Origin of the sequence: Phytobacter sp. V91 (assembly GCF_965644225.1) — a bacterium.
In the GTDB taxonomy this organism is placed as follows: domain Bacteria; phylum Pseudomonadota; class Gammaproteobacteria; order Enterobacterales; family Enterobacteriaceae; genus CBFFRJ01.
This window is the reverse complement of the sequence record NZ_CBFFRJ010000236.1, coordinates 1-3,486: the sequence shown is the minus strand read 5'-3', so window position 1 is coordinate 3,486 and position 3,486 is coordinate 1. Positions and strand designations below refer to the sequence as shown.

The following is a 3,486-nucleotide window of genomic DNA, read 5'->3' as shown; positions in this document are numbered from 1 at the left end:
GAGAACGCCTTCGCGGAATGGCGGACGATGTCTGGTCTTATGCAACGGGAGAACGCGGCGCTGAGCGAGCGCGTCACAGTCTTGAGCAGGCAGGTGGAGAGTTTGAGCGAGCAGCTGCGCCGATTGTCGATAGGCTAAACACTATTGAAGCACACCGGGTGCAGGAGTTGGTGGAGCAGCATCAGAAAACTTACGATGCCCCTTCGCTGGGTTAAACGTCGTTATATGGCTGAACATAAAACGAGGGAAAATTAATGAAGCCGGATGAACTTTATGAACACGCAGTCTCTCTTCTTGCCCGTAAGGATTACAGCAACGGCGAAATGCGCAGGGCTTTACATCATATGACGGATGACGGGATGACTGTGGAAACTGTCATTGTCCGTCTTTGTGACAGCAAATATCTGAACGATCAGCGTATTGCTGAAAATATGGTGTCCCGTTTTTTGCGAAAACAGTATGGCCCGACCCGTATCAGGCAGGAGCTTCGACAGAAAGGTATCGATCAGGAGGTGACTGAAAAGACAATAAAAGACTGTGATGTGGACTGGTTTCAGATGGCATCAGGATGCCGGATTAAAAAATTTGGTGATGGTTATCCTTCCGATGCCAGAGAAAAAGGGCGTCAGATTCGGTTCCTGCAAAGTCGTGGTTTTTCGATGGATATGATCATCGAAGCTATCGCACCACCGGAAGACTAACGCTTACGCTCAGTGTGTCAGCCAATTCAGCTAACGATAAGTGACGTTTCTTTCCTTGCTTCATCGCTGATTACTTGTCGTTTTATTAAGGTAAGGACGTTCGGTGATACCGTCCATTGTCCACCTGTTTCTGAGTGTACTGACACTGTTTTTTTGTTGAAACGGATGATGATTCCCGTGACTTTTTTTTGACCATTATTAGCGAAGCGAACCACGTCACCTAGCCGGAATTTCGTCATATTCTGCTGTTCATGCTGTTGTTGAAGGGTTCGGAGAAGTTCGATAATACACTGATTCAGTGCTCGTAGTTCTCTTTCGCTCAGAGTACTGACGATAAGTGGTTTTTGATTTGGCCTGCTGCCATTTTTTTGATTACGAGACATTAAGTTTTAGCCATGTGGTGACAAATTTAGCCCGAAACTTTAGCTCCGTCACTGTTATGCATAACCATGCATACTCGCAAAACTCACCAGCGCCATTGTGCGCTGTTTTTGTGGGGCAAGGCGTGTATTTTCACGGTTCAGACCTCAGAATCGCGCTGAGGCCGTTTCAGCGGTGCGGACAACGGGTGTTATGGTAAATCAGCCATGTGCTACACGTGGCGTGTCTTGCTCTCTTCACGCCTCAAAATATCCACCTTGTCGGTGGTTGTAGTGGTTACAAGACTGTTGAATCCTTTTTTTTGTAAACACTTCTGTAGTGTTCCAGTTTCTTATTAAAAAGCTCCCTCTCTTCTTTTGTAACTATGTCATCAATATTTATTGATGACATATCATTACCTTGCCGCTCTATAAAAGCATAAGTAGAGGCTGCGAAATCAGTTCCTTTTGTGCTCAGCTCGTCAATTAATTTTTTTATGTCACGCATAAATCCTCCATTAACCTATAATAACTACAGTTACTATCACTACGGTTATTATAGAATGATAAAAGTTTTCTGTTTGTGTCGGATACCGACTTTTTTGGAATCACGGCCAGAAGGAGCGTAGTAGAACTTCATGTTCATTCTGGTTAACTGACCACAAATGAACGAGGAGACATTATGAATAGAATATTAAAGGCCAGTGTTCTCGTGATGGTAATCGTAGCTTCACCAGTCATTGCCAAGAGCATTTCTGTTACAGCCTCCACTCTTGACGAAGCCGAAGCCAAAGTTGCGTCAATCGCCAATGAGCAGAATGCCACTTACAAAATTACGGAAGCTAACACGAATAAGCGAGTTCATATGACGGCTGAACTTATCGAATAATCAGTAGCTAACAGAGCTGATTCAGATAAACAGGCAATAGATACCTAATGCCCCCATGGTGGGTATCAGAAAACCATGGGGAGCGGCGCGACCTTCATCTAGATCGTTTCTTCTTGCCTTGCAACGGGCTTGATTGTGTGGGTGAAGTGTCAGACCTTAGCAATCACACTTCACCGCTTACTGCTGCCTTGTTCGCTCTTTTATCAGGTGCTAGTTATCGTACTGCGAGACGGGGTAGAGCTTAACTCTTTCGCGGTTAAGTTACGTACCCACCGTTTGCCTGTTTATCCTGCCGGAGTCCGGGGCGTAGACCTGAGCGTCTAAGGTGCAGATATTATTTTAATGTCGTTGAATGGTATTAAGCTGGTAGTGACAATGCTAGCCAGCCCTGCTAGGATAGGATTGCTACGTCTGATCCTGGCAGGTATCTGCGAAGAATTAGAGTACCGAAGCCCCGTGATTATGTCACGGGGCTTTTGTACATTTATCGCCTGATAATCAAAAACATCCCTTTATAAGTTCAGTAACGCCCGCCGCAGCCTCATGACCGAACGTCAGTGAGCGAATGCGCGAGGAGGCGTCATTTCACTTTACCCGCATGTTGCACCTACGCCCCTGAGCTGCATTTTCACCTGCCACAGGAAGCACTTCCCTGAATTCTCCCTTCGATTTACCATACTAAGCCAGTATACACTCCGCTAGCGCTCCGTGACTGGTTCAGGGCTGCGCCCCGAAACCCGCAAAGCCACTTAAGCGCCTGCGGCTTGTCCAACACCGTGCCGACCGGGAAAAGATTTCCAGCCCGTCCCGGCGTTATCAGGAGGCCTGATTGGCAAACAAACGTAGCAAAATGCTCACGATGTGGGTGACCGAAGATGAACACCGCCGTCTGCTGGAACGCTGCGACGGTAAACAGCTCGCTGCCTGGATGCGGCAGACGTGCCTGGACGAGAAGCCCGCCCGCGCCGGCAAACTTCCGTCGCTCTCACCGGCGCTGCTTCGTCAGCTTGCCGGCATGGGGAACAACCTTAACCAGATTGCCCGGCAGGTTAACGGCGGTGGCGGCAGCGGGCACGACCGCGTGCAGGTCGTCGCCGCGCTGATGGCCATCGATGCCGGACTCGAGCGGCTGCGGCATGCCGTGCTGGAAAAGGGGGCAGACGATGATCGTTAAGTTTCACCCGCGAGGTCGCGGCGGTGGTGCCGGTCCGGTGGATTATCTGCTGGGAAAAGACCGCCAGCGCGAAGGTGCCAGCGTTCTGCAGGGGAAGCCGGAGGAAGTCCGGGAGCTTATCGACGCCTCGCCCTACGCCAAAAAATACACCTCCGGCGTCCTGTCCTTTGCCGAACAGGATTTACCGTCCGGCCAGCGTGAAAAGCTGATGGAGAGCTTCGAGCGGGTTCTGATGCCCGGACTCGATAAAGACCAGTACAGCGTGCTGTGGGTTGAGCACCAGGACAAGGGGCGGCTGGAGCTGAACTTCCTGATCCCGAACACGGAGCTGCTGACCGGCAGGCGTCTCCAGCCGTATTACGA

At 49.9% G+C, this 3,486-nt stretch carries 7 protein-coding genes; 5 read left to right on the top strand and 2 right to left on the bottom strand.

Annotation, left to right across the window (positions count from 1 at the left end; all coding sequences use genetic code 11):
• Together ACSZO4_RS25150 and ACSZO4_RS25145 are read left to right on the top strand one after the other, a co-directional pair.
• On the top strand, positions 1-138 hold a 138-nt coding region (locus tag ACSZO4_RS25150; RefSeq protein WP_437891819.1), incomplete at its 5' end, for an MbeD/MobD family mobilization/exclusion protein.
• Positions 139-254: 116 nt separating this feature from the next.
• Positions 255-701 carry a regulatory protein RecX gene (locus ACSZO4_RS25145; RefSeq protein ID WP_437891817.1) on the top strand — a complete coding sequence of 149 codons (447 nt, stop codon included), beginning with the start codon at positions 255-257 and terminating at the stop codon, positions 699-701.
• 26 nt (positions 702-727) lie between these two features.
• On the opposite strand, the gene ACSZO4_RS25140 is transcribed toward ACSZO4_RS25145, so the two are convergent.
• Both ACSZO4_RS25140 and ACSZO4_RS25135 read right to left on the bottom strand, forming a co-directional pair.
• Entirely contained in the window at positions 728-1,084 is a 357-nt protein-coding gene (locus ACSZO4_RS25140; RefSeq protein WP_437891816.1) for a hypothetical protein, read from the bottom strand.
• A gap of 274 nt (positions 1,085-1,358) precedes the next feature.
• On the bottom strand, positions 1,359-1,568 hold the full coding sequence (locus ACSZO4_RS25135) for a DNA polymerase III subunit theta (protein ID WP_437891815.1): 210 nt from the start codon (positions 1,566-1,568) through the stop codon (positions 1,359-1,361).
• A 207-nt stretch (positions 1,569-1,775) separates the two neighbouring features.
• Between ACSZO4_RS25135 and ACSZO4_RS25130 the strand changes: the two genes are divergently transcribed.
• The 3 genes from ACSZO4_RS25130 to ACSZO4_RS25120 all read left to right on the top strand — a co-directional run.
• Positions 1,776-1,949 (top strand): YdgH/BhsA/McbA-like domain containing protein, encoded by a 174-nt coding sequence (locus tag ACSZO4_RS25130; protein ID WP_437891818.1) that lies wholly within the window; start codon positions 1,776-1,778, stop codon positions 1,947-1,949.
• Positions 1,950-2,799: 850 nt separating this feature from the next.
• Entirely contained in the window at positions 2,800-3,123 is a 324-nt protein-coding gene (locus ACSZO4_RS25125; RefSeq protein ID WP_172843362.1) for a MobC family plasmid mobilization relaxosome protein, read from the top strand.
• Positions 3,113-3,486 (top strand): relaxase/mobilization nuclease domain-containing protein (locus ACSZO4_RS25120; protein WP_437891814.1); only part of this gene is annotated, 374 nt, incomplete at its 3' end. The genes ACSZO4_RS25125 and ACSZO4_RS25120, both read left to right, overlap by 11 nt.